The 23,988-nt window shown below is 61.3% G+C and carries 21 protein-coding genes and 1 other RNA gene; 8 read left to right on the top strand and 14 right to left on the bottom strand.

Translation table 11 applies throughout. From position 1 onward, the window contains the following. From QMK52_RS14975 to hemN, 5 genes are all read left to right on the top strand, one after another. The gene (locus tag QMK52_RS14975; protein WP_005790281.1) at nt 1-540 is read left to right on the top strand and encodes a FixH family protein; all 540 of its coding nucleotides are present in this window, start codon (nt 1-3) and stop codon (nt 538-540) included. Between the two features lie 8 nt (nt 541-548). Beyond that, on the top strand, nt 549-2,999 hold the full coding sequence (locus QMK52_RS14970; RefSeq protein WP_320403022.1) for a heavy metal translocating P-type ATPase: 2,451 nt from the start codon (nt 549-551) through the stop codon (nt 2,997-2,999). Nucleotides 3,000-3,021: 22 nt separating this feature from the next. After that, nucleotides 3,022-3,234: a cbb3-type cytochrome oxidase assembly protein CcoS gene (gene ccoS, locus QMK52_RS14965; RefSeq protein WP_320403021.1), complete on the top strand. Its 213-nt coding sequence runs from the start codon at nt 3,022-3,024 to the stop codon at nt 3,232-3,234. Further along, nucleotides 3,227-3,910 (top strand): sulfite exporter TauE/SafE family protein, encoded by a 684-nt coding sequence (locus QMK52_RS14960; RefSeq protein WP_122732174.1) that lies wholly within the window; start codon nt 3,227-3,229, stop codon nt 3,908-3,910. The genes ccoS and QMK52_RS14960 overlap by 8 nt, the downstream gene beginning before the upstream one ends. Before the next feature lie 103 nt (nt 3,911-4,013). Next, nucleotides 4,014-5,396 (top strand): oxygen-independent coproporphyrinogen III oxidase, encoded by a 1,383-nt coding sequence (gene hemN, locus QMK52_RS14955; RefSeq protein ID WP_005790287.1) that lies wholly within the window; start codon nt 4,014-4,016, stop codon nt 5,394-5,396. A 6-nt stretch (nt 5,397-5,402) separates the two neighbouring features. Here hemN and QMK52_RS14950 read toward each other — a convergent pair whose 3' ends face one another. Further along, nucleotides 5,403-5,864: a hypothetical protein gene (locus QMK52_RS14950; RefSeq protein ID WP_005790288.1), complete on the bottom strand. Its 462-nt coding sequence runs from the start codon at nt 5,862-5,864 to the stop codon at nt 5,403-5,405. A 155-nt stretch (nt 5,865-6,019) separates the two neighbouring features. Between QMK52_RS14950 and fnr the strand changes: the two genes are divergently transcribed. After that, nucleotides 6,020-6,754 carry a fumarate/nitrate reduction transcriptional regulator Fnr gene (gene fnr / locus QMK52_RS14945; RefSeq protein ID WP_005790290.1) on the top strand — a complete coding sequence of 245 codons (735 nt, stop codon included), beginning with the start codon at nt 6,020-6,022 and terminating at the stop codon, nt 6,752-6,754. 78 nt (nt 6,755-6,832) lie between these two features. After that, complete coding sequence (locus tag QMK52_RS14940) at nt 6,833-7,381, top strand: adenine phosphoribosyltransferase (protein ID WP_320403020.1); 549 nt, start codon at nt 6,833-6,835, stop codon at nt 7,379-7,381. Between the two features lie 109 nt (nt 7,382-7,490). Here QMK52_RS14940 and QMK52_RS14935 read toward each other — a convergent pair whose 3' ends face one another. The 6 genes from QMK52_RS14935 to QMK52_RS14910 all read right to left on the bottom strand — a co-directional run bounded on the left by QMK52_RS14935 (nt 7,491) and on the right by QMK52_RS14910 (nt 14,148). After that, nucleotides 7,491-8,639, bottom strand: coding sequence for an acyl-CoA dehydrogenase family protein (locus QMK52_RS14935; RefSeq protein ID WP_228308824.1), 1,149 nt, complete (start codon nt 8,637-8,639; stop codon nt 7,491-7,493). Nucleotides 8,640-8,837: 198 nt separating this feature from the next. Next, on the bottom strand, nt 8,838-9,440 hold the full coding sequence (recR, locus tag QMK52_RS14930; RefSeq protein WP_005790294.1) for a recombination mediator RecR: 603 nt from the start codon (nt 9,438-9,440) through the stop codon (nt 8,838-8,840). A 66-nt stretch (nt 9,441-9,506) separates the two neighbouring features. Continuing rightward, a complete protein-coding gene (locus tag QMK52_RS14925; RefSeq protein WP_194438913.1) occupies nt 9,507-10,541 on the bottom strand; it encodes an NADP-dependent oxidoreductase in 1,035 nt (344 codons plus the stop codon). Nucleotides 10,542-10,680: 139 nt separating this feature from the next. Next, nucleotides 10,681-11,019 carry a YbaB/EbfC family nucleoid-associated protein gene (locus QMK52_RS14920; RefSeq protein ID WP_003193199.1) on the bottom strand — a complete coding sequence of 113 codons (339 nt, stop codon included), beginning with the start codon at nt 11,017-11,019 and terminating at the stop codon, nt 10,681-10,683. Nucleotides 11,020-11,062: 43 nt separating this feature from the next. Then, on the bottom strand, nt 11,063-13,129 hold the full coding sequence (gene dnaX, locus QMK52_RS14915) for a DNA polymerase III subunit gamma/tau (RefSeq protein ID WP_194438914.1): 2,067 nt from the start codon (nt 13,127-13,129) through the stop codon (nt 11,063-11,065). Nucleotides 13,130-13,206: 77 nt separating this feature from the next. After that, the gene (locus QMK52_RS14910) at nt 13,207-14,148 is read right to left on the bottom strand and encodes a DMT family transporter (protein WP_320403019.1); all 942 of its coding nucleotides are present in this window, start codon (nt 14,146-14,148) and stop codon (nt 13,207-13,209) included. Nucleotides 14,149-14,247: 99 nt separating this feature from the next. On the opposite strand from QMK52_RS14910, the gene QMK52_RS14905 reads away from it, so the two are divergent. Next, complete coding sequence (locus QMK52_RS14905; RefSeq protein ID WP_005790300.1) at nt 14,248-15,111, top strand: LysR family transcriptional regulator; 864 nt, start codon at nt 14,248-14,250, stop codon at nt 15,109-15,111. 26 nt (nt 15,112-15,137) lie between these two features. On the opposite strand, the gene QMK52_RS14900 is transcribed toward QMK52_RS14905, so the two are convergent. The 7 genes from QMK52_RS14900 to zipA all read right to left on the bottom strand — a co-directional run bounded on the left by QMK52_RS14900 (nt 15,138) and on the right by zipA (nt 23,880). Further along, complete coding sequence (locus QMK52_RS14900; protein WP_005790302.1) at nt 15,138-15,728, bottom strand: hypothetical protein; 591 nt, start codon at nt 15,726-15,728, stop codon at nt 15,138-15,140. A gap of 1 nt (nt 15,729) precedes the next feature. Continuing rightward, a complete protein-coding gene (locus QMK52_RS14895; RefSeq protein ID WP_005790303.1) occupies nt 15,730-16,776 on the bottom strand; it encodes an N-acetylmuramidase family protein in 1,047 nt (348 codons plus the stop codon). A gap of 158 nt (nt 16,777-16,934) precedes the next feature. After that, nucleotides 16,935-18,896 (bottom strand): AAA family ATPase, encoded by a 1,962-nt coding sequence (locus tag QMK52_RS14890; protein WP_320403018.1) that lies wholly within the window; start codon nt 18,894-18,896, stop codon nt 16,935-16,937. A gap of 150 nt (nt 18,897-19,046) precedes the next feature. After that, nucleotides 19,047-19,143: signal recognition particle sRNA small type (gene ffs, locus QMK52_RS14885), an RNA gene on the bottom strand. Nucleotides 19,144-19,278: 135 nt separating this feature from the next. Beyond that, nucleotides 19,279-20,445: a putative zinc-binding metallopeptidase gene (locus tag QMK52_RS14880; RefSeq protein ID WP_320403017.1), complete on the bottom strand. Its 1,167-nt coding sequence runs from the start codon at nt 20,443-20,445 to the stop codon at nt 19,279-19,281. A gap of 117 nt (nt 20,446-20,562) precedes the next feature. Next, on the bottom strand, nt 20,563-22,929 hold the full coding sequence (gene ligA, locus QMK52_RS14875; RefSeq protein WP_005790321.1) for an NAD-dependent DNA ligase LigA: 2,367 nt from the start codon (nt 22,927-22,929) through the stop codon (nt 20,563-20,565). A gap of 87 nt (nt 22,930-23,016) precedes the next feature. Beyond that, on the bottom strand, nt 23,017-23,880 hold the full coding sequence (gene zipA / locus QMK52_RS14870) for a cell division protein ZipA (RefSeq protein ID WP_005790323.1): 864 nt from the start codon (nt 23,878-23,880) through the stop codon (nt 23,017-23,019). Nucleotides 23,881-23,988 lie beyond the last annotated feature (108 nt).

The following is a 23,988-nucleotide window of genomic DNA, read 5'->3' as shown; positions in this document are numbered from 1 at the left end:
ATGCCCGCAACCACTGCTGCAAGCCCTTGGTACAAGCACCTCTGGCCCTGGATCATCATCGCGATCCTGGCCTGCTCGGTGACGCTGACCCTGTCCATGGTGACCATCGCGGTCAACAACCCGGACAACCTGGTCAACGACAATTACTACGAGGCCGGCAAAGGCATCAACCGCTCCCTGGACCGTGAACGCCTGGCCCAGACCCTGCAACTGCGTGCCAGGTTGCACCTGGATGAACTGACCGGCGAAGTCGAGTTGCACCTGACCGGCAACAGCGGCCCTGCAACCCTGGAACTGAACCTGATTTCCCCGACCCAGCCGGAGAAGGATCGCAAGATCGTCCTGGCCCGCAGTGATAGCGAGCAGGGCCGCTACATCGGCCAGGTCACCGACAAGGTCGAGGGCCGGCGTTTCGTGGAACTGCTTGGCGTGGAAGGCAGCAACACCTGGAGGATGTTCGAGGAAGAAGAGGTCAGCCACGACAAAGACTTGCTGTTGGGTGACGAACCATTGCAGGGTGCCGAAGACCTGAAAAAATAGCAGCGCCCATGACCAGCCCAATCCCCTGCTACCACTGCGCCCTGCCCGTCCCGCCCGGCAGCCGGTTCACCGCCCGGATCCTCGGCGAACGCCGCGAACTCTGCTGCCCCGGCTGCCAGGCCGTGGCTGAAGCGATTGTGGCCGGTGGGCTGGAAAGCTATTACCAGCACCGCAGCGAAGCCTCGGCCAACCCCGAGGCGCTCCCGGTGCAACTGGTGGATGAGCTGGCGCTGTACGACCGCGCCGATGTGCAAAAACCCTTTGTGCGCCATCAAGGCGACTTGGCCGAAACCACCCTGTTGATGGAAGGCATCAGCTGCGCCGCCTGCGGCTGGTTGATCGAGAAACACCTGCGCAGCCTGCCCGCGGTGGCCGAGGCGCGGCTGAACCTGTCCAACCATCGCCTGCATGTGCGCTGGGCCGATGGGCAATTGCCGTTGAGCCAACTGCTCAGCGAACTGCGCCATATCGGTTACGCCGCCCATCCCTACCAGGCCGACCGGGCCGCCGAACAATTGGCCGGCGAAAACCGCCTGGCCCTGCGTCAACTGGGGGTTGCCGGCTTGCTGTGGTTCCAGGCGATGATGGCAACCATGGCGACCTGGCCGGAATTCAATATCGACCTGAGCCCGGAGTTGCACGTGATCCTGCGCTGGGTTGCGATGTTTCTCACCACACCCATCGTGTTCTACAGCTGCGCGCCGTTCTTCAAAGGGGCGCTGCGTGACATACGCACGCGACACCTGACCATGGACGTATCGGTATCCCTGGCAATTGGCGGTGCGTACCTGGCGGGCATCTGGACCGCGATCACCGGCGTGGGCGAATTGTATTTCGATGCCGTGGGCATGTTTGCGCTGTTCCTGCTGGCCGGGCGTTACCTTGAGCGCCGTGCCCGGGAGCGCACCGCCGCAGCCACCGCTCAATTGGTCAACCTGTTGCCCGCCTCCTGCTTGCGCCTCAAAGACGATGGCCAGAGCGAACGCATCCTGCTCAGTGAACTGGCATTGGGTGATCGTGTACTGGTGCATCCCGGCGCGGTGCTGCCGGCGGATGGCGTGATCCTCGACGGCCAATCCAGCATCGATGAATCCCTGCTGACCGGCGAGTACCTGCCACAACCGCGGCGGGTCGGCGACAGCGTTACGGCTGGCACGCTGAATGTCGAGGGCGCACTGACCGTCGAGGTGCGCGCCCTGGGCCACGACACGCGCCTGTCCGCCATTGTGCGCCTGCTGGAGCGCGCCCAGGCCGAGAAACCACGCCTGGCGCAAATCGCCGACCGTGCCGCGCAGTGGTTCCTGCTGTGCTCGCTGATCGCCGCCGTGCTGATCGGCCTGCTGTGGTGGGAACTGGACCCGTCACGCGCATTCTGGATTGTGTTGGCGATGCTGGTGGCGACGTGCCCGTGTGCACTGTCCCTGGCCACCCCAACCGCCCTGACCGCTGCCACCGGCACCTTGCACACCCTGGGGTTGCTACTGACCCGTGGCCATGTGCTTGAAGGCCTGAACCAGATCGACACAGTAATTTTCGACAAGACCGGCACCCTCACCGAAGGGCGCCTGGCGTTGCGCGCCATCCGCCTCCTGGGCGCGCTGGACAGCGACCAGTGCCTGGGTCTCGCTGCCGCCCTGGAGAACCGCTCGGAACACCCGATTGCTCGAGCCTTTGGGCGTGCGCCACTGGCCGCTGATGAAGTGTTGAGCACCCCTGGCCTGGGCCTGGAGGGTCGGGTGGGGGACCGCCTGTTGCGTATCGGCCAACCGGGTTTTGTCTGCGAACTCAGTGGCTGCGCGATTCCCGCCTCACCGGACGACGCCGGGCAATGGCTGCTGTTGGGTGACAACAGCGGCGCCCTCGCCTGGTTCGTACTCGACGACCGCCTGCGCAGCGACGCCCCTGCCCTGCTCGCAGCGTGCAAGGCACGCGGCTGGCGTACGCTGCTGCTCTCGGGCGACAGCTCACCGATGGTCGCCAGTGTGGCCCTTGAGCTGGGCATCGACGAAGCCCACGGCGGCCTGCGCCCTGATGACAAGTTGCAGGTGCTGCAAAACCTGCATAGGCAAGGCCACAAGGTGCTGATGCTGGGCGATGGCGTCAATGATGTGCCGGTGCTGGCCGCCGCCGATATCAGCGTGGCCATGGGCTCGGCCACTGATCTGGCGAAAACCAGCGCCGACGCAGTGCTGTTGTCCAACCGCCTGGAGGCACTGGTGCAAGCCTTCAGCCTGGCGCGGCGCACCCGTCGAGTGATCATTGAAAACCTGCTGTGGGCCGGGCTGTACAATGGCCTTATGCTGCCGTTTGCGGCCCTGGGCTGGATCACACCAATCTGGGCAGCCATCGGTATGTCCCTCAGTTCGTTGACCGTGGTACTTAACGCATTGCGCCTGACTCGCCTGCCGAGCGCACACGCTAAAGGTACCGCCCCAGTAACCCGCCCGCTGCCGGCCTGAGCCGCGTGGGCATGGAGTGCAGATGCCAGCCTTATACGTAATGATTCCAGCGGCGCTGCTGTTAGTGGGTGTGGCCATCTATATCTTCTTCTGGGCCGTGGACAGCGGCCAGTACGAAGATCTCGATGGCCCGGCCCACAGCGCGCTGTTTGACGACCAGGACCCTAACCACCTGGCCGCCATTGACGAAGCCAACGGCCCCGAACAACCGCCCAAGGACCCACCTCATGCTTGAGCTGGCGCCCCTGCTGGTTTCGGCATTGATTCTGGGCCTGCTCGGCGGCGGCCATTGCCTGGGCATGTGCGGCGGGTTGATGGGCGCGCTGACCCTGGCGATCCCCAAGGAGCAACGCAGCCGCCGCTTTCGCCTGCTGCTGGCGTACAACCTGGGGCGCATCCTCAGCTATGCCACGGCAGGGCTGCTGATCGGCCTGGCCGGCTGGGCGGTGGCCAACAGCCCGGCGGCGATGTTCATGCGCGTGCTCGCCGGGTTACTGCTGATTTGCATGGGCCTGTACCTGGCCGGTTGGTGGAGCGGCCTGACCCGCATCGAAAGCCTCGGACGCGGCCTGTGGCGGCATATCCAGCCGCTGGCCAACCGTTTGCTGCCGGTGTCGAGCCTGCCGCGCGCCTTGCTGCTGGGCGCGCTGTGGGGCTGGTTGCCGTGCGGGTTGGTCTACAGCACCCTGCTGTGGGCCGCGAGCCAGGGCAATGCGCTGGACAGCGCGTTGCTGATGCTCGCATTCGGCCTCGGCACCTGGCCGGTGCTGCTGGCCACCGGGCTGGCGGCGGAGCGTGTCACCGCGCTCTTGCGTAAACGCAGCGTGCGCATGGCCGGCGGCCTGTTGGTGATCATCTTCGGTATCTGGACCTTGCCGGGCCCGCATCAGCACTGGCTCATGGGTCATTGAAAGCCCCTGTGGCATAGCGCCGCTCCCCGTTGATGCAAATCAACATGCCTTGCCAGCCCTGCCCCTAGACTCGGCCCACTAGCCAATCCGGGGGACCGCCCGCATGCTCGACGCCATTCGTTGGGACACAGATCTGATTCACCGCTACGACTTGGCGGGGCCGCGCTACACGTCCTACCCTACCGCCGTCCAGTTGGACAGCCAGGTCGGCACCTTCGACCTGCTCCACGCCCTGCGCGAAAGCCGCAAGGCGGTACGGCCGTTATCGGTGTATGTGCACGTACCGTTCTGCGCCAACATTTGCTACTACTGCGCCTGCAACAAGGTGGTCACCAAGGACCGTGGTCGCGCCCAGGCCTACTTGCAACGCCTGCAGCAGGAAATCCAGCTGGTGGCCTGCCACCTCGATCCGAAGCAGCCAGTGGAGCAATTGCACTTTGGCGGCGGCACACCGACTTTTCTCAGCCACGATGAACTGCGCCAGGTGATGAATTGCCTGCGCCAGCATTTCAATTTGCTCGATGATGATTCGGGCGACTATGGCATTGAAATCGACCCTCGCGAAGCCGACTGGGCCACCATGGGCCTGCTGCGCGAGCTGGGTTTCAACCGCGTAAGCATCGGCCTGCAAGACCTTGACCCCGAGGTGCAACGAGCGGTCAATCGCCTGCAAAGCCTGGAAGAGACCCGCGCAGTGATCGATGCGGCGCGTACCCTGCAATTTCGCTCGATCAATATCGATTTGATCTACGGCTTGCCCAAGCAATCACCGCTGAACTTCGCGCGTACTGTGGAAGAAGTCATCCGCTTGCAGCCGGACCGCTTGTCCGTATTCAACTACGCCCATCTGCCGGAACGTTTCATGCCCCAACGGCGGATCAACACCGACGAGCTGCCCTCGCCGGCCGAAAAACTGCTGATGCTGCAAACCACCATTGAACAACTGACCCAGGCCGGCTACCGCTATATCGGCATGGATCACTTTGCCCTGCCGGACGACGAACTGGCCATCGCCCAGGAGGAAGGCAAGCTGCAGCGCAACTTCCAGGGCTATACCACCCACGGGCATTGCGATCTGATTGGGTTGGGCGTTTCAGCGATCAGCCAGATTGGCGACTTGTATTGCCAGAACAGCAGCGACCTCACCCAATACCAGAACGCCTTGGCGGGCGCACAACTGGCGACCAGCCGTGGTTTGGTCTGCACCACCGACGATCGCCTGCGACGGGAAGTGATCCAGCAGTTGATCTGCAATTTCAGCCTGGGCTTCGAGACGATCGAACAGGCGTACAACATCGATTTTCGTGGCTACTTTGCCGATTTATGGTCGCAGTTGGAGACGATGGCCACCGACGGCCTGATCGAGTTGGACGCCCAGGGCATTCGTGTGCTGCCGGCCGGGCGCTTGCTGGTGCGTTCAGTGTGCATGGTGTTCGATGCCTATCTGGAGCACCAGAACAGGCAACGATTTTCGCGGGTCATCTAGACGGTCTTACTTCATGGCCAGGGTCGCGGCCTTGGCTGCATCACCCGCGCTCATGTCTTTCATCGCCTTGGTGAGAGACGCCTGGGCGCTGGTCAAGCTGGCTTGCAGCGCACCCAAGGCCGATTGCAGCCCGGAAAGCCGGGCACGGGCCTGTTCAGGGCTGAGACTTCTGTCGGCCATTACCGCTGCCATCTCAGCCTGTTTCTCGGCAATCTGCTTTTTGATCTCACGAATCATCTTGAGCAGATTCTTGACGTTGTCCGCCAGGCCGCTTTCGTCGATGTCACTGTTTGAGGTTTTTTCCGCCGCGGCAGCTTTCATCGCGGCGCCGGAAATGGTCACCGAAACGGCAGGCTTGGCTTCATCCGCCGTCGGAATCGCGGCGACATCGGAATCGGCAGCTTTCTTGGTTTCGGGTTGTGCCTGGATCTGAGTACGCGAAGCGAGTTGGGTACTGAGGGCTAACATGGTTTGAGCCACCGTGTTTGTAGTCGATGGCAGTACTATCGGCGGTTTTAGCCAGATCTTTATATACCGGCAGGTTTTTTGTACACGCTGGCCTCCATACCCCCCAGTGCGTTACCCTTACGTCTTATGTGTGTTTTCCCACAAGGATTTAAGAAATGTCCGAGCCAGTTAAACTGCGCGCTCACAGCCAGGCCCATTGCAAGGATTGCAGCCTGGCTCCCCTCTGCCTGCCACTTTCGTTGAATCTGGAAGACATGGATGCGCTGGACGACATCGTCAAACGCGGCCGCCCACTGAAAAAAGGCGAGTTTTTGTTTCGCCAGGGCGACAAGTTTGATTCCGTCTATGCAGTACGTTCGGGCGCATTGAAGACGTTCAGCCTCAGCGACGGCGGCGAAGAACAAATCACCGGCTTCCACCTGCCCAGCGAGTTGGTCGGGCTGTCGGGAATGGACACCGAGATTCACCCGGTGTCGGCCCAGGCCCTGGAGACGACGTCGGTGTGCGAAATTCCTTTCGAGCGCCTGGACGAATTGGCCCTGCAATTGCCACAACTGCGCCGCCAGTTGATGCGCGTGATGAGCCGCGAGATTCGTGACGATCAACAAATGATGCTGCTGCTGTCGAAGAAAACCGCCGACGAGCGCATCGCAACGTTCCTGGTCAACCTGTCGGCGCGCTTCCGTGCCCGTGGCTTCTCGGCCAACCAGTTCCGCCTGAGCATGTCGCGCAATGAAATCGGCAATTACCTGGGCCTGGCGGTTGAGACTGTGTCCCGCGTGTTTACCCGCTTCCAGCAGAACCAGTTGATTGCTGCCGAGGGCAAGGAAGTGCATATCCTCGACCCGATCCAGCTGTGCGCATTGGCCGGTGGCTCACTGGAGGTCTGATCCAGACACTGCGGCCGCGCCAATCGGCAAGGCCGCAGGTATACTTCGAGTCCGTTTTCCGCCCAGGACTCTGCGACGATGACCTTCGATTCGTTCGACATCAAATCCCTGATTCGCCCTGTCATCGACTTCCCCAAGCCTGGGGTTATCTTTCGTGACATCACCCCGCTGTTCCAATCACCCCGCGCCCTGCGCCTGGTAGCCGACAGCTTTGCCCAGCGCTATGTCGAAGCCGATTTCACGCATATCGGTGCGATGGATGCCCGCGGTTTCCTGATAGGTTCGATCATCGCCTACCAGCTCAACAAGCCGCTGATCCTGTTTCGCAAGCAAGGCAAGCTGCCGGCGGATGTGCTGGCCGAGGGTTACCAGACCGAGTACGGCGAAGCCTTACTGGAAGTACACGCCGACAGCCTCTGCGAAGGTGATTCGGTGCTGATATTCGATGACCTGATCGCCACGGGTGGCACCCTGATTGCTGCGGCCAACCTGGTACGGCGCATGGGCGCGCAGATCTTTGAAGCGGCGGCGATTATTGATTTACCGGAACTGGGTGGTTCGCAGCGGTTGGAAGACATGGGGATTCCCACGTTTTGCCTGACGCAGTTTGGGCTGACCGAAAGGTAAGGGTCGTCAGTACTGCCGTCATCGCGGGCAAGCCCGGCTCCCACCTTGGAATGCATTCCCCTGTGGGAGCCGGGCTTGCCCGCGATGAGGCCCGAGAGAACACCCCGGTTCATAACCCCATCTGCTTACTGATGATTTCATTCATCACCTCGCGCGTCCCGCCCCCGATCGACAGAATGCGATTATCCCGATACAGCCGCTCCACCAGGCTACCCCGCATGTACCCCTGCCCGCCCAACATCTGCACCGCGTCATAGGTCACCCGGTCAGCTGTATCCGTGGCCAGGTTCTTGGCCATGGAAATCTCCTTGATCACGCTCTTGCCAGCGGCCATCTTCGCCGCCTGACGGTAAGTGAACTCGCGGGACACTTCCACGGCGGTGGCCATTTCCGCCAGGCGATGCTTGAGCACTTGGAACTTGCCGATGGGTTTACCGAACGCTTCGCGCTGGGCGGCCCACTTGAGGCTTTCTTCCAGGGCCAGTTGCGCGGTCATGTTGGCCATCAGCGCCAGCGCCAGGCGCTCGCTCTGGAAGTTGCCCATGATGCAGGCAAACCCCATGTTTTCAGCGCCGATGAGGTTGCCGACGGGCACGTGGCAGTCGTCGAAAAATAACTCGGCCGTGTCCGACGCCCACCAGCCCATCTTCTTCAACGGCTGGCCAACGGTGAAACCGGGGGTGTCTTTTTCAATCAGCAACAGGCTGATACCGCCGAAGCCCGGCCCGCCGGTGCGCACCGCCACAGTATAGAAATCCGCCCGAATGCCGCTGGTGATAAAGGTCTTGGCACCGCTCACACGGTAGTGCTCACCGTCACGCACGGCGCGGGTGTGCAGGTTGGCGACATCCGAGCCGCCACTCGGTTCGGTAACCGCCAGGGCGATGATCTTCTCGCCGGCCAGCACCAGGGGCGCTATACGCTCCCGCACGTCAGGCCGGGCCCATTTGACGATGGGCGGCAGGCCGATATCCAGGGAGCCGAGCCCGGCCACCACACCACCGGAACCGCAACGCATCAGTTCTTCGCTGGCGGCGACCTTGGCGAACAGATCGCCTTCGTGGCTTCCACCCAATGCCTCGGGGTAACCGATCCCGAGAATGCCCGCCGCTCCGGCTTTGAGGTAAAGCTCACGAGGAAAGCTCTCAGCCTCCTCCCAGTGCTCGATGCCCGGCAACATCTCACGCTCGACAAACCGGCGCACGCTGTCGCGGACCAATTGGTGGCTGGGGTCGAAGTATTCCTGATAGGCAGACATCGGCAAGCTCCATGGCGAGATGGAGCGAACTTACCAAGCGCTTGCTTGGTTTTCAAGCTGTACACGATTTTCACCGACACCACAAAACCAATGTGGGAGCCGGGCTTGCCCGCGATGCAAGCGCCTCGGTTTTTCAGTTACACCGTGGTGATGCTATCGCAGGCAAGCCAGCTCCCACATTGGGGGCTGCAATGGGCGTTAGAGGGCGATCGGCTTGCGGCCTGCGAACGAGTGCGCCAAGGTACCGCCGTCCACCAATTCCAGCTCGCCACCCAACGGCACGCCGTGGGCGATCCTTGAAGTGATCAAGCCTTTATTGGTCAGCAGTTGGGCGATGTAATGCGCCGTGGCTTCACCTTCCACCGTCGGGTTGGTCGCCAGGATCACTTCGCTAAAGGTGCCCTGTTCTTCAATGCGCGCGACCAGTTGCGGGATACCGATGGCTTCCGGCCCCAAACCGTCGAGCGGCGACAGGTGGCCCTTGAGCACAAAGTAGCGGCCGCGATAACCGGTCTGCTCCACTGCATACACATCCATCGGCCCCTCCACCACGCAGAGCAACGTGTCGTCGCGACGGGGGTCGGCGCATTGCGGGCAAAGTTCTTCTTCGGTGAGGGTGCGGCACTGACGGCAGTGGCCCACGCCTTCCATGGCCTGGCTCAGAGCCTGGGCCAGGCGGGTGCCGCCACTGCGATCACGCTCCAGCAGTTGCAGCGCCATGCGCTGGGCAGTTTTCTGGCCAACACCTGGCAAGGTACGCAGGGCGTCGATCAGTTGGCGAATCAGGGGGCTGAAGCTCATGGGCGAAGGGTCCGACAAAACAACGAGACGCGGTTTATACCCGCGCCCCGGATTAGCGTCAAATACTCAATCTTGCGCGACGCGCACCACCAACTTGCCGAAGTTGCGTCCCTCCAGCAAGCCGATAAAGGCTTCAGGCGCTTGCTCCAGGCCATCGACCACATCCTCGCGGAACTTGATCTTGCCATCGCGCACCCACGGCGCCATAGCGCTGAGGAATTCCGGCTGGCGGTCGCCATAGTCGTCGAACACGATAAAGCCCTGGATACGCACACGCTTGGTCAGCAAGGTGCGCTGCAGTGCCGGCAGGCGATCAGGGCCGCTGGGGGTTTCATGGGCGTTATAACCGGCGATCAACCCGCACAGCGGCACGCGCGCCTTGGCGTTGAGCAGCGGCAGCACCGCATCGAAGACCTTACCGCCAACGTTTTCGAAGTAGATGTCCACGCCTTTGAAACACGCCAGGGCCAATTCGTTGGCAAAGTCCGCGCTCTTGTGGTCGATACAGGCGTCAAAGCCCAGCTCATCCACCACATAGCGGCACTTGTCGGCACCGCCAGCAATCCCTACCACGCGCAAGCCCTTGAGCTTGGCCACCTGCCCCACCACCGAGCCCACCGCGCCGGACGCAGCCGCCACCACCAGGGTTTCCCCGGCCTTCGGCTGACCGATATCCATCAGGCCCATGTAAGCGGTCATGCCTGGCATACCCAACACGCCCAGGGCCATCGACGGGCTCGCAAGCCCCTTGGGCAAAGGCATCAGGTTCTTGCCGTCGCAGATACTGTGGCTCTGCCAGCCGGTGGCACCGACCACCAGATCACCTACCTCGAATTTCGGGTTGCGTGATTGCTCGACACGGCTGACAGCACCACCGGTCATCACTTCGCCGATTTCCACAGGCGCGGCGTAGGACGGCGCGTCACTCATGCGTCCACGCATGTAGGGGTCCAAAGACAGGTACAGCGTCTTGAGCAGCACCTGACCGTCTGCCAGATCGGGCAGGCTTACACGTTCCAGGCGGAAGTTTTCCGGCGTGGGTGCGCCTTGAGGGCGTGAGACCAGAACGATGCGTTGGTTGAGCGTCATGTCTTGAGGCATCAGCGGGGCTCCTTTTATCGATGAGAATTCAGCGGTATAGGGTGCAGACCATGAGCAACGGGCCGGGGTTCGATGTTTCGTGCGCGCAAAAAAAATGCCGGGCGCAATGCCCGGCATTTGAGTCTAGCCAAGGTTTGTATCAGAACGGCAGTTTCATGCCCGGTGGCAGTTGCATGCCAGCCGTCACGCCGGACATTTTGTCCTGGCTATTGGCTTCGATCTTGCGCACAGCATCGTTGACGGCTGCGGCGAACAACGCTTCGAGCATTTCCAGGTCATCTTCGCCCACGCCAGGCAACACGCTCGGGTCGATGCTGACACGCTTGATATCGTGGCGACCGGTCATCACCACGCTGACCATATCGCCACCGGCTTTACCGGTGACTTCGGCGTTGGCCAGTTCTTCCTGCATCTTGGCCATTTTTTCCTGCATCTGCTGTGCCTGCTTCATCAGGCCGGCCATGCCACCTTTCATCATGGGAATCACCTCAAAAGTACGTGGATCAATAAATAGCCCGGTGTCATGACGCTTGGGGCACCGGGGCTTCGACAGGTTCAATAGTATCGTGGCGGACGACCGCACCGAACTGTTGCATCATTTGTTGGATAAGCGGATCAGCGTGGATCGAATCCTCAGCCTCGCGCTGGCGGTTCAGACGCCGACGGGTCGCGGCCTGGGCCGGGGTTTCCTGCTCCGGCTTGATCAGTTCGATGGCGATGGTCAGCGTGCGCCCATGGTATTGGTTGAGCGCATCGTTGAGCCGACGCTGCTGGGTCGCATTGAACAAGGCGCTGTGGGCCGGGTCCAGGTGCAGCAGCCAATGGTCGCCCTCGATGGAGATCAGTGTGCAGTTGGCGGCGATACTCCCGGTCATGCCGGAGATCGGCAATTTCGGAAACAATTCCAGCCATTGCAGGGCCAGGCCGGTAGCCGGCGCCGCAGCCGGTTCGGCTTCGGGCTCGGGTGCCGGTTCGGCGGTGTGCTCGCTGGCCAATTCGTCCAGGTAGCTGTAGGCCGAATCCATGTCCGGCTCGATGTAGTCTTCGTCCAGCGGCGGTTCGTCGTCCAGGTCGATGCCGGGGGTCGCGGCCTCGACCTGGGCTACCGTCGGCTCGGGAACCGGCGCCGATACCCACTCAGGGGCATCCGGCACCACGCTGTCCGGGGTCGGCGCAGGCATCGGCGTCAGCTCGGGCTGCTCGCCGGCAGTTTCCAGTACGGGTTCCACGGCGGGCTGTTGCTCAGGCTCGGGCTCAGCCTCTGCTTCGACCGGATCGTTCCAGGGCAGGTCGACCACGGGGGCGGGCTCGATAACCGGCTCGGGCTCAACCACAGGTGCCACTGCAACCGGCGCGGATTCGGGCTCAGGTGCCGGCGCCACCGGCGCAGGCGCAGCCACTGCTGGCGCGACAACGGCCGCGCCAGCCACTGGTTTGGCGGAATCAACTGTGGCCTGGCTGATCCCCACTGGCTTTAGCGGCTGTCTCGGCGCGTCTGCCGAATCCGCCGGCCGGAACGCCAGCATCCGCAGCAGCACCATTTCAAAGCCACCTCGCGGGTCCGGCGCCAGGGGCAGGTCACGGCGGCCGATCAGGCCCATCTGGTAGTAAAACTGCACATCCTCGGCCGGCAATGCCTGGGCCAGGGCCAACACGCGGTCGCGATCGCCATGGCCGTTATCCACGCCTTCCGGCAAGGCCTGGGCGATAGCGACGCGGTGCAGCACATTGAGGATTTCCGAAAGCACGCCATTCCAGTCCGGGCCTTGCTCCGACAGGTGGCGCACGGCCTCAAGCAATGCCTTGGCGTCGCCCTCGATCAGCGCGTGCAGCACGTCGAAGACCTGGCCGTGGTCCAGGGTACCGAGCATGGCGCGCACATCGGCAGCCATCACCTTGCCTTCGCCAAAGGCGATGGCCTGGTCGGTGAGGCTCATGGCGTCGCGCATCGAACCGTCGGCGGCGCGGCCCAGCAACCACAGGGCGTCGTCTTCGAACGGTACGTTCTCGACACCCAGCACATGGGTCAAATGCTCGACCACGCGCTCGGGCGTCATGTTCTTCAGCGAGAACTGCAGGCACCGCGACAAAATGGTTGCAGGAAGTTTCTGCGGGTCGGTGGTGGCCAGGATGAACTTAACGTAGGGCGGCGGCTCTTCCAGGGTTTTCAACAGCGCATTGAAGGAGTGGCTGGACAGCATGTGCACTTCGTCGATCAGGTAGACCTTGAAGCGCCCACGGCTCGGCGCGTACTGCACGTTGTCGAGCAGCTCGCGGGTGTCTTCGACCTTGGTGCGGCTTGCGGCGTCGATCTCGATCAGGTCGACGAAACGCCCTTCGTCGATCTCGCGGCAGACCGAACAGGTGCCGCAAGGCGTTGACGTGATACCGGTCTCACAGTTCAGGCACTTGGCGATGATGCGCGCAATCGTGGTCTTGCCCACCCCGCGAGTACCGGTGAACAGATAGGCGTGGTGCAGCCGCTGGCTGTCCAAGGCATTGATCAGAGCCTTGAGCACATGGGTCTGGCCGACCATTTCGCGGAACGAGCGCGGGCGCCATTTACGTGCAAGAACCTGATAACTCATCGAAAACCGTCGCAACTGGGAAGCGGAAGCCGGTAATGCTAGCGGAGCAGGGGGGAAATTGCATCCGGCACGCTCGTCTAATCTGACGAAGCTGGCTTGATTGCCCGTCCAGATGGCGTCTGCGGGTGTGCTGGCCGCACGATTGAGCGCCAGCGCCCCTCCAGGCTGATAGCGGCGACGCTGGTCAGCACGATCACCGCACCCAGCATCACCTGCAGGGTCACCTGTTCACCGAGCAGGGTGGCGGCCATCACCATGGCAACCGGCGGAATCAGGTACATCGCCACCGAAGCGCGGCTGACTTCGACGTGCTTGAGCACATAACCCCAGGCCAGATAGGCCAACGCGCTGGGAAAGATGCCCAGCACCAGCACCGCGAGGTTCTCCCGCAACGGCGCCTGCACGATAGCGGCAGGCAGGCCCGGCAGGTTCACGCACAGCATCAAGGTGCCGGACCAGACCATGTAGCACGCCATCGTCAACGGACTGTAGCGATGGGCGTAATGCCTCTGGATGGCGAAGTACACGCTCCATGAGCAGGCCGCCAGCAGGATCAACAAGCCGCGCGGGTCGATATCGCCTACGCCATGATCGCCCCAGATCACCACCAGCACGCCGACCAACCCCAACAGCACACAACTCCAACGCCACATGCTGACGCGCTCCTGCAAACAGAAAAAAGCGATCAACACACTGAACAGCGGCGCCGATTGTGCCAACACACTCGACGCCGCCGCTGTCACCCATTGCTGCCCGTGATTGAGGCTGGTGTGGTGCAGGAACACCCCGAAGAAACCCAGCACCAGCAGCCACGGCAGGTCGCGCACCTGGGGCCGGCCAATGCCGACTACCCAGGCCACAGCCGCCATGAATAGCGACGCAATCAAAAAACGCAGCAACGCCAATTGGCCAGGGCTGTAGCTGTGCAGCCCCATATGCACGCCTATGGGTGAATAAGCCCAACAGAGGATGACGCTGGCAATGACTAGCGTAAGCTTGAGCGGTGACGGGGTACTCATCGATGGCATCCATAAAAGAAGGAGTGCCGTCAGTCTTGGCCCGGGCCCGGCGTAGGACAATTAAGCGTTTCTGACTTCTGAAATCACTGGAGCTGAGCAATGGAACTGGCCCAACTGAAAATGGTGCGAGCCGTGGCGCAAACCGGCAGCGTGGCCCAGGCCGCCCTGCAACTGCACTGTGTGCCGTCCAACATCACCACGCGCATCAAGCAGCTGGAAAGCGAGTTGGGCACACCGTTGTTTATCCGCGCCGGCCGCGGGCTGGCGATCAGTGCTGCGGGTGAGATCTTCCTGGATTACTGCGAGCGCATCCTGGCGTTGGTGGATGAGTCCAAGCGTGCGGTGGATGCCAGCGCGATTCCCCGTGGCACCTTGCGCATCGGCGCGGTGGAATCCAGCGCCAGCGGCCGCCTGCCGCCGCTGTTGGCGGAGTATCACCGGCGTTATCCCGAGGTCAGCCTGGAGTTGGTGACCGGCGCCTGGGCGCAACTGCTGGACGACCTGCAACACCATCGTCTGGATGTGGCGCTCGTGGCCGCCAGTGGCAAACACACGAAGCTGGAGCACAGCGTGGTCTACAGCGAACGCCTGGTACTGATCGCCAGCGCGTCCAGCGCGCCCATCCACAGCCCCGAAGACCTGGCTGGCCGCACACTATTGGTGTGGCCGCCCGGCTGCCCCTATCGCGCAGCACTGGAACACTGGCTCAAGCCCCAGGACTTCAAGCCGGCGATTGCCAGCTATACCAGTTGGGGCACGATCATCGGCTGCGTCAGCGCGGGGATTGGCGTGGCGTTGGCGCCGGAGGGCATCCTGGCGCGTTATGAGCAGGCCAATCAGCTGGCATCGTATCGGTTCGACGAACTGGCAGCGGTAGACAACTTGCTGTTCTGGCACAAAGATACCCAGCGGCATCTGGCACGGGATGCATTCTCCGGGCTACTGCGCGAAACCTTCGGCTAACACCCCCTCCCACATTTCAGAGCTTCTCAGGGCTTCGGCGCATCCAACCGTGCGTACTGGCCCTGGCTGATCCACCCCGTGAACGAACGGTCGTCAGCGTTGATAAACTCCACCTGCGCCCAGCCGTCCTTGAACGCCAGCACACCCACTACATCACCCTTGACGATATAGGGACGCTTGACCGCCTTGGCCCCCGGAGTTTTCAGCAGGTAAGCCTTGTCGGCAGACACCGTCACCAGCCCGATCCACTTTTTGCTGGCAGTCTGGGTCAGGTCCAGACCCGTGGCGATTTCCGGCATCAACACGTTGATGCAGCCGGGGTGTTGCCGGCCCTGCTCCACTGTCAGGACCACACCGTCGGACGCCACTGCCACACTCCCAGGGTAGGCAGCATCCAGCCAGGTGGTAAGCGCCTCTGGCTTGCCTTGCAGGTAGAAGGTGCAACGGCGGCTAACGCCCTCGCCCATCGCTTCGGAATAAAAGCCTTCAACCTGATTCGCGGGCGTCACCGCCAGCATCAACCCTTCGTACTTGCCTGAATGCAAAGCGGCCGAACCCGCAAACGCGGGGGCCACGGCGCACAACGACAGCATTCCCATCGCCAGAAAACGAATCATCTTATTTCTTCCCTTCAAAGGCTTCGTAGGCTTGTTTCATCAGCACGTCATAGTTGCCGTAGTCCTCGCCGTTATAGTTACGAGCCATGGCTGTGAAATCCTTGTTTTTCATCGCACTCATCAGCGCCGTGCTCTTGCTGCAAAAACTGAGGTAGGCCTTGAGTTGATTACCGGCGTTTACTTTTAACGCCGCTGCAAACTCGAACACCGTCTTGAACCCGCACGACGCGAAGTTGAACCCCATGACCTGAAACATCCCCCAGGACGCCGACATCAGTGCCGCTTCCTGGTCGAGAGCAAAAGCGGTGGCCATGGTTTCCCAGGCCTTGACCTGGTCCTTGTTGTTGGTCTGCCACTGCGGCCCGGCTTTTTTCTTGTAGATGTACGACAGCAGAGGGTGCGACTGGTCGTAGATATGCTTGGTGTACTTGCGAAAGTGATGACCTTCGAAGGCGATGATCGGCAGCCTGGCCGGCCCGAACCCCACCTTCCCGCCCGACTCGATGGTGGCGAACGCCTTGACCACATTCACCGAGATGCCGTTGCCCAATTGCTTGGCAGCATTCTGGAAGTCCGTATCGCTCAGCGTCGTGCCGCCATCGCAGGTGGCCTGCAACATTAATTGGCGGTTGCGCCGCTCGGCCTCGATCACCGCACGCACCTGGTTCAGGTAGACATTGACCGTGGCTTGCACCGCATCAACGTTGTTATTACCCAATGCGTTGAGAAAGCTCGGAATACGCATGGTCGGGAAGGCCCGTACCGGGACTTTCACCGCTTCCTCGATCAAGCTGTTGAACGTACGCCCCGTGGGGTCGATCACCCCATCGGGATGAGCATATTTGAGATGGCGGAACTGATACTGGCTGATGCACTGCACCAACTGGCCATCGCACTTGCCGTTTTCCAGCAAGGCAAAGCCCATTTTGGGAATGATCAGGTTGAATAAGTATTGGATGCACTGCACATCGGCGGGCAAGTTGCGGGCTTTGCCGGGAGCGCCGACTGAGGCACTGATAAGTCGAGGCAACCCTTGCAGGCTTTTCATGACAGACATCCTTGTAAGTTAGAGAAGCGATAGCACTTCAATATCAAGTCCATGCCCTTGTCATGCTCTGAAACAAGTGGCCGGCGCAAGCTAACAAGGCGGTCTGGGGGTTGTCCAGAGGGCTTTTCCAAAGTTGTGAAACAGCTGGATTAAACCCTTCAGTAACCGTGTAATTCGCGGGTTTTCTGATACTTGTGATAGTCGAGCCACTCAACCACATCGTAGGGCAGATAGAGCTGCTGGGTGGCTCGCGAAATTGCGATGTACACCGCACACAGTCGCTGGTCGAACGCGTAGGCATCCTGGAACTTTACGTTGGTCAACAACGCTGGTGTGAGCAACACCCGGTTGAACTCCATGCCACCGGCGTCTTGCGCCAACATCAAGAGGCAGCGCTCATCCGGATGGCCGCTTTGCCTGTTCAAGCGCGTGACATCCGCCAGATTAAAGCCTTTTTGCAGCTCAGCTTCGACCCAGAGAAACGCCTCATCGAACTGGCAGGCCGCGCGTACTTGCTGCCAATCGGCCATATCGCTGAAAAACGGATGGGGCCCGCTGTCATTGAACTCGCTGCTGTAGAAGTCAGGCTTGAACAACGCGACCACGGTGTCCATAAAGTACTTGAGCGATTGCTGCGCTTCTTTACTGGCCAGGCTGAACGCACAACGGGCTTCGCTCAACTGGATGGCCCACTTCATTGTGTCCCAGTGGGATGCGGTCAATACCACGCAGCCTTGCGGCGGTACAAAGCCCAGCGGATAAAACTCGATACCGACGTCGGCATCCCGAGCCCCCTCGAAAAGCACTTTGCTCTTATCCGAATGCTGGCTGATCAAGGGATTGACCAGGCGCTCGACATTGCGTCCGGAGCGCACGGAGTAACACACATCCGTATGGCGCACCTCACGGGCGCGCCTGACCATGACTCCACTGGCCTGCTGATACTCATCCCCCAGGGTTATCAGCACCTGCCGGCCCCGCTCGATGATTTGCAGCAGCGGCGCCGGAATATCCTGGCTCTCGTCGATAAGGACGTGGGTATAACGCTCGGGCACCACGCAGCCGGCGAGGCTGGCGCGCTTGATCATCAGCAAGGCTTCAAACCCAGTCTGGCTGCCCCAGGCCGGATTCGCTTCGAGATAGCTCCATAGCCGGCTGGCATATTCGAGCAGTGCCCTGGCATCAACGCTGGACAGCGGCTGTTTGAAATGCGGCAAGTGCTTCGCCGACAGGCTGTATTCCCAGGAGCGGCAGTAGGCTTGCAATACGTTGAGGCAAACGTCGACCACAGCCGGCCCTTGCAGGCCACGAAAGCCGAAGATATTCAGCTCCTGAGCCAGTGCCTGCTTGCTCGGCGCCCTCACCTGCGCAGTCAGCGGCTTGGCTCTGGGCCCCTGCATCAAGGCGTGGGCGAATGCATGGAAGGTGTGCCCGGCCTTTCGCTCGCGTACACCCACCATACGGGCACGCAGGGTTTCCAGCTTTGCCGGGGTACGCGCCAGCAACAAAGTCTTTTCCGGGCGCAGGTGCTCCATCAGCGCCACCAGCAGGTGACTCTTGCCGATACCTGCATAGCCCTGAACATGCAGGTCTTCGTTCAAGTTGGCGCGGAAGGTTCTGACCAACTTGTCTTGCTCGGCACTCAACCAGCGCTCGCGATGCCTGGGCGTGACCATCTGCTTGCTGAAGGGATCATTGGCCTTGAGATGGCGGACTTTGTATTCAAAGTCCCACTTGCCGCTAGGCAACAGATAGTCGCGCGCCTGCACTTCCTCCGCTAACAGAAAACGCAGCTTCAGGCTTTTGACCACATTGAGGCCGAAGTACAGCTTCCTTTGGTCGAACAGCCGCTGCGCCTCGGAGAGTAGGGAAACGCTTGCCGAATGGCTGGCCTCTACCGCCCAGTCAATCAGCTTGGCCAACACTTTTTCGGCACCATTGGCGCTCAGGTCGCTTTCGGGCACCTGAGCCAGGTTCTGGATCACCAGCACCGCCGCCAACTCCGGTTCACTCAGGGCTACCAGCGCTGCTGCACCGTCACCGCTCAGCAAACCCGCACAGGCTTGCTCGGTGATCGGCAAGAACACAGGGCTGGACAAATCAAAATGTTCCGAGTGCATACAGCCTCGTAGCCAGGGGAAAGAGACGCTTGGGAGTATGCCACTAGTCGTGGAGTGGCCGTCGTGCACTGTGCGATAAGGGTCACAGATGACTGGCTGACTATATGGATTCAGGAATAGGTAAAACAGAAGGGAGCGTTATGGAGGCAACCCCACCAGCCACACCCCGGCACACAATGTTCCCGCTGTGGCTGCTGCCTTCCGGCTCTGACCAGGTTCACGGGTAATCGTTGCGGGGGGACCGATGGGGTCACCATAACGACGCAAGCCTCTCGGCAAGCCGCGCCATTGTACCGATCTGATCGGAAGTTACAACCGTAAAAAATGAGAAGCTTCAAGTACTTGCCATGGCCCTCTGCAATTACCCCTCCCACGGAAGCAATCACTGAGCCTGCAGAACCTTGTCCGCTCTGCCGCCCTCTTCCTGGATGACCAGGTGGATAAAGTGCAACTTGGCTATCACCGCCGGCGGCAGCACGAAGGGGTAGAAATCCGGCTGGCCCATGGCGCGGGACAGTTCGTTGAGCATACCGGCCAGCTCGATCCAGGCATTGACGAACGAGAGGAACGCCGGGCCGCCGGGGTGTGCCGGGTCATACAGCGTTGTCAGCGGGAACGGCTGGTAGTCCAGGTCCATCTCGCGGGCGCTCATGCCAAAGCCCAACGCGGTGTCCACCGCGTCCATCATGTGCAGGTAATGGGCCCAGGTTTCAGCCCAGTCTTCCCAGGGATGCATGGTGGCATAGGCGCTGACGCAGGTTTGCTGCCAGTCCGGGCGCGGGCCGTTCTGATAATGCTGGTCGAGCGCTTCGGCGTAACTGGCGCGCTCATCGCCGAACAAGGTGCGAAAAGCGTCAAGCCAGTGGCTGTTGGCAATCAGCCGATCCCAGTAATAGTGGCCGACTTCATGGCGAAAATGACCGAGCAAGGTGCGGTAAGGCTCGCGCATCTGTACGCGGACTTTTTCGCGGTGAGCATCGTCGGCTTCCTTGATATCGAGGGTGATCAGGCCGTTGGCATGGCCAGTGGTCGGCGCATTGCCTGCCAGGTCAGTCCCGATGAAGTCGAAGGCCAGGCCAGTGTCTTCGTCAACGCTCTTGGGCACCACCTGCAGGCCCAGACTGATCAGTTGTGCCACCAGCCGACGCTTGGCAGTTTCGACCTTGCGCCAGCGTTCGGGGTTTTCCGGGATGGATAGATCAGGAATAGTGCGATTCAGGCTGCAGGCCACGCACAGCGACCCAGTGCTGTGGGCGGGGATCAGCCAGTTGCACGCGGCCGGTGAGTCGAGGTTGGCGCAGCGACGCCAGGTGCCGGCATCGGGCGCGTCATCCGCCAGCCAAGTGTCAACGACAGGGCCGGGTTGCAGGGAAGACAGGCGGCTTTGCTGCGGCAGATAACCCAGCACTGCCTGGCAGGCCAGGCATTGGCTGTTGCGAAAGAATAAAGACTGGCCGCAGCGGCATTGCCACACCTTGCTGTTGCGCGAGGTTTGAGCCATGAACGGGGCGGCGATGCGCGAACTGAGTTGCTCGAAGTAACGGAACATGGCGATCTCTCCCTGGGGTGACAGAGACTAGATCATTTCTCGCTCGAGATCGTTCCGCTTTCTTGAGGGGCTGCTGCGCAGCCCGACGGGAGCAAGCTCCCTCGCCACAGGAAGAGGTCAGACGCTGATGTTGTGGCTGGCCAAGAAGGCGACGAAGGCCTCCTCATCCAGCACTTTAAGGCCCAACTCGCTGGCCTTGGCCAATTTGGAACCGGCCCCCGGCCCGGCGACCACGCAGTGGGTTTTCGCCGAGACGGAACCGGCCACCTTGGCGCCCAGGCTTTCGAGCTTGTCCTTGGCGACGTCGCGGCTCATCAACTCCAGGGAGCCGGTGAGTACCCAGGTGTGCCCGGCTTCCGGCAAGCCTTCAACGACCTTTTTCTCGCTCTGCCAGTGCATGCCGAAGTCCTTGAGCTGCTGCTCGATGGCCAGGGCATGGTGGGCGTTGTCAGGGTTGTCGAAGAATTCGCGCACGGCCTTGGCTTGCTTCTCGGGCAGGGCCTGGCGCATATCCAGCCAATCGGCCTTGATCACGCCTTCCAGCGAGCCGAACTTGTCTGCCAATTTCTGCGCAGCGCCGGGCCCGACGGAAGGCACATGCAACTTGTCGAGCAAGCCGCCCAAGGTGGTGCTGGCAGCAAATTCGGCACTCAGATCGCCCTGCTCCTGCAATTGCAGGCCACACTCGTCCGGCGACAACAGTGCACCGATCACATCCTGGTTATGGCTGTCTTCAAAGAAGCTATGAATCTCGTGCGCCACTTCCAGGCCGACGTCGGGCAAGTAGGTCAGTACTTCAGGCAAAGCGTTCTGCACACGCTCAAGGGAGGCCAGGGAGCGTGCCAGCACCTTGGCGGTCTCTTCGCCCACATCGGGAATTCCCAGGGCGTAGATAAAACGCGCCAGGGTCGGGGTCTTGCTGTTTTCGATGGCGCTGATCAGCTTCTTGCTGGAGATATCGGCAAAGCCTTCCAGGTCGATGATCTGTTCGTACTTGAGCTTGTAGAGGTCTGCCGGCGAACCGATGAGTTTCTCATCCACCAATTGCTCGATGGTCTTGTCGCCCAGGCCGTCGATATCCATGGCACGCCGCGAGACGAAATGAATGATCGCCTGCTTGAGCTGCGCGCCACAGGCCAGGCGCCCGACGCAACGGTACACCGCGCCTTCGCTGACGGTTTCCTTGCCTTTGCTGCGCTTGACCAGTTGCGTGCGCTCCACATGGGAGCCGCACACCGGGCAGTTCTCGGGGATCTGCACCGCGCGGGCGTGCTCCGGGCGACGCTCGGTGACCACCGAGACCACTTGCGGAATCACATCACCAGCGCGGCGGATGATCACCGTGTCACCGATCATCAGCCCCAGGCGCGCCACTTCGTCCATGTTGTGCAGGGTCGCGTTGGACACCGTCACGCCAGCCACCTTGACCGGCTTCAAGCGCGCCACCGGAGTGACAGCACCGGTACGGCCAACCTGGAACTCCACGTCGAGCAACTCGGTCAGCTCTTCCATCGCCGGAAATTTATGCGCAATCGCCCAACGCGGCTCGCGGGCGCGGAAGCCCAGTTCACGCTGGGACGCGATGCTGTTGACCTTGAACACCACGCCGTCTATTTCATAGCCCAGCGCATTACGGCGCTCGCCAATGTCGCGGTAGTAGTCCAGGCACTCCTGGATACCCTTGGCCAGCTTCAGTTCGTGACTGATCGGCATGCCCCACTTCTGCAACTGCTTGAGGTTGCCGATATGGGTGTCACTGATGTCGGCAGTCACTTGGCCGATGCCATAGCAGCAGAATTCCAGCGGGCGGCTGGCAGTGATCTTCGAGTCCAGTTGGCGCAGGCTGCCCGCCGCGGCGTTGCGCGGGTTGGCGAAGGTCTTGCCGCCGACTTCCAGCTGCGAGGCATTCAGGCGTTCGAACCCGGCCTTGGACATGAACACTTCGCCACGGACTTCCAGAGTAGCCGGCCAGCCGCTGCCGTGCAGCTTGAGCGGAATATTGCGCACGGTGCGCACGTTGACGCTGATGTCCTCACCGGTAGTGCCGTCACCCCGGGTGGCGCCGCGTACCAGTTCACCGTCCTGATACAGCAGGCTGACCGCCAGGCCATCGAGCTTTGGCTCGCAGCTGTACTCCACTGCCGCACCCGCGCCAAACAGATCGCCTACCGGCAGGTCGAGGCCCTCGGTCACCCGGCGATCAAACTCCAGCATGGTGGTTTCATCAAAGGCGTTGCCCAGGCTGAGCATCGGGATCTCATGCTTGACCTGGGTGAATGCCGACAGCGCCGCACTGCCGACCCGCTGTGTCGGTGAATCACGCGTCACCAGCTCCGGATGCTCGGCTTCCAGGGCCTTGAGCTCGTGGAACAAGCGATCGTACTCGGCGTCCGGAATGCTCGGCTCGTCAAGCACGTGGTAGCGATAGTTGTGCTGATCCAGTTCAGCGCGCAGTTCGAGAATGCGGGTGTGGGCGGCGGTCATGGGTGTTCTCTCATAAAGCAAAAGAGCAGCCGAAGCTGCTCAATATGTTAGTGCATGGATTCTACAGACAACGCTTATGATCGAACCTCAGCGTTTCTGTGTCAGGGCACGACGCTCGAACTCGACGATGCGCTGACGATAATGCTCGATGGTCTGGGCGGTCAGGACGCTGCGTTGGTCGTCCTTGAGCTCGCCGTTCAATTCCTGGGACAGCTTGCGAGCTGCGGCCACCATCACATCAAACGCTTGCTTGGGGTGACGCGGGCCTGGCAAGCCGAGGAAGAAACTCACCGCCGGAGTGCTGAACAGGTCGATATCGTCCAGATCGAAAGTGCCGGGTTTGACCGCATTGGCCATGGAGAACAGCACTTCACCGTTACCGGCCATGCTCTCGTGACGGTGGAAAATATCCATCTCGCCAAAGCGCAGGCCGCTCTCAAGGATGTTCTGCAACAGCGCAGGGCCCTTGAAGCCACCGGCATCGCGGCAGATCACACTGATAACCAGGACTTCCTCGGCGGCCGGCTGATCGTTTACCGATTGGCGTGGCGCGCTTTTGGTCGGGGTCTCGTCGGGGAAGTCGTCATCACGGCTGCTGAAGCTCGGGCCGTCATCGACGTCCAGGTTCAGGTCACCTTGATGCGGCTCGGCAACCGCCGCGCCACCACGCTTGCCGCGCTTGGAGGACGGCTCGCGGGCTTCGCGCAACGGCGCGCTCATTGACGGCAAATCATGCTCATCCAGTTGCGGCTCTTTGTGGGTATCCAGCACACGGGGCGGCCCCAGCAGCTCGGCGGCGCCGTCGTCGTCAGGCAAGTTGGACAGGTTTCGGTCCAAACGGAACTTGAGCTTGCCCTTTCCACCGCGCATGCGGCGCCAGCCATCGAAAAGAATACCGGCAATGACAATGATGCCGATGACGATCAGCCACTCGCGCAGACCGATTTCCATGTAATCCCGTGCCTCTAATAAAAAATGCTGAAAAATAAGGGGTTTAGCACCGTGCAAACCGCTTTAAAACGTGGCGCCAACTCTATGTTCTGACTGACGTTTTGCCCA

It is taken from the genome of Pseudomonas sp. P9_2 (assembly GCF_034008255.1).
GTDB lineage: Bacteria > Pseudomonadota > Gammaproteobacteria > Pseudomonadales > Pseudomonadaceae > Aquipseudomonas > Aquipseudomonas synxantha_A.
Note: the sequence above shows the minus strand (reverse complement) of the source record. Positions and strands in the feature narration are given on the sequence as shown.

Excerpts from the sequence above, each read along its gene's own strand:
- ccoS (WP_320403021.1), top strand. The coding sequence starts at position 3,022 with ATGCCAGCCTTATACGTAATGATTCCAGCGGCGCTGCTGTTAGTGGGT.
- hemN (WP_005790287.1), top strand. The coding sequence starts at position 4,014 with ATGCTCGACGCCATTCGTTGGGACACAGATCTGATTCACCGCTACGAC.
- QMK52_RS14900 (WP_005790302.1), bottom strand. The coding sequence starts at position 15,728 with ATGATTCGTTTTCTGGCGATGGGAATGCTGTCGTTGTGCGCCGTGGCC.
- QMK52_RS14895 (WP_005790303.1), bottom strand. The coding sequence starts at position 16,776 with ATGAAAAGCCTGCAAGGGTTGCCTCGACTTATCAGTGCCTCAGTCGGC.
- QMK52_RS14940 (WP_320403020.1), top strand. The coding sequence starts at position 6,833 with ATGACCTTCGATTCGTTCGACATCAAATCCCTGATTCGCCCTGTCATC.
- QMK52_RS14950 (WP_005790288.1), bottom strand. The coding sequence starts at position 5,864 with ATGTTAGCCCTCAGTACCCAACTCGCTTCGCGTACTCAGATCCAGGCA.
- QMK52_RS14970 (WP_320403022.1), top strand. The coding sequence starts at position 549 with ATGACCAGCCCAATCCCCTGCTACCACTGCGCCCTGCCCGTCCCGCCC.
- ligA (WP_005790321.1), bottom strand. The coding sequence starts at position 22,929 with ATGACCGCCGCCCACACCCGCATTCTCGAACTGCGCGCTGAACTGGAT.
- fnr (WP_005790290.1), top strand. The coding sequence starts at position 6,020 with ATGTCCGAGCCAGTTAAACTGCGCGCTCACAGCCAGGCCCATTGCAAG.
- QMK52_RS14910 (WP_320403019.1), bottom strand. The coding sequence starts at position 14,148 with ATGAGTACCCCGTCACCGCTCAAGCTTACGCTAGTCATTGCCAGCGTC.
- QMK52_RS14935 (WP_228308824.1), bottom strand. The coding sequence starts at position 8,639 with ATGTCTGCCTATCAGGAATACTTCGACCCCAGCCACCAATTGGTCCGC.
- dnaX (WP_194438914.1), bottom strand. The coding sequence starts at position 13,129 with ATGAGTTATCAGGTTCTTGCACGTAAATGGCGCCCGCGCTCGTTCCGC.
- QMK52_RS14925 (WP_194438913.1), bottom strand. The coding sequence starts at position 10,541 with ATGCCTCAAGACATGACGCTCAACCAACGCATCGTTCTGGTCTCACGC.
- recR (WP_005790294.1), bottom strand. The coding sequence starts at position 9,440 with ATGAGCTTCAGCCCCCTGATTCGCCAACTGATCGACGCCCTGCGTACC.
- QMK52_RS14960 (WP_122732174.1), top strand. The coding sequence starts at position 3,227 with ATGCTTGAGCTGGCGCCCCTGCTGGTTTCGGCATTGATTCTGGGCCTG.
- QMK52_RS14920 (WP_003193199.1), bottom strand. The coding sequence starts at position 11,019 with ATGATGAAAGGTGGCATGGCCGGCCTGATGAAGCAGGCACAGCAGATG.
- QMK52_RS14905 (WP_005790300.1), top strand. The coding sequence starts at position 14,248 with ATGGAACTGGCCCAACTGAAAATGGTGCGAGCCGTGGCGCAAACCGGC.
- QMK52_RS14880 (WP_320403017.1), bottom strand. The coding sequence starts at position 20,445 with ATGTTCCGTTACTTCGAGCAACTCAGTTCGCGCATCGCCGCCCCGTTC.
- QMK52_RS14975 (WP_005790281.1), top strand. The coding sequence starts at position 1 with ATGCCCGCAACCACTGCTGCAAGCCCTTGGTACAAGCACCTCTGGCCC.
- zipA (WP_005790323.1), bottom strand. The coding sequence starts at position 23,880 with ATGGAAATCGGTCTGCGCGAGTGGCTGATCGTCATCGGCATCATTGTC.
- QMK52_RS14890 (WP_320403018.1), bottom strand. The coding sequence starts at position 18,896 with ATGCACTCGGAACATTTTGATTTGTCCAGCCCTGTGTTCTTGCCGATC.